General features: G+C 54.5%; 1 protein-coding gene. It reads right to left on the bottom strand.

The window, feature by feature from the left end:
- A partial coding sequence (locus MRBLSP13_RS22520) for a hypothetical protein (protein ID WP_363756716.1) occupies positions 1-255 on the bottom strand: 255 nt, incomplete at both ends.

Raw genomic sequence — 255 nt, 5'->3', positions numbered from 1 at the left:
AGGGTGTCTGTGATCTGCTGAGTGAGCAGCTCCATATCCTCACGAAGAGGGCCGAACGTGTCGAGCAGATCAGCTGTCTGAACGAAAAGCGGGACCGCGAGGTGCTGAGTAGGCCAGCAGAAGTAGTTCGCATTGCTCTTTGTCGGGCCAGTGTATGGCTCCGCGAGTGTGATTTGCGTCTGGCTATCTACAGAGGCGATGAAATAGACCACCTTGTCGATGAAGATGGCCCAGCTGTTGTCGATGAAGTCCACA

It is taken from the genome of Sphingobium sp. LSP13-1-1.1, from assembly GCF_040676415.1.
GTDB lineage: Bacteria > Pseudomonadota > Alphaproteobacteria > Sphingomonadales > Sphingomonadaceae > Sphingobium.
Note: the sequence above shows the minus strand (reverse complement) of the source record. Positions and strands in the feature narration are given on the sequence as shown.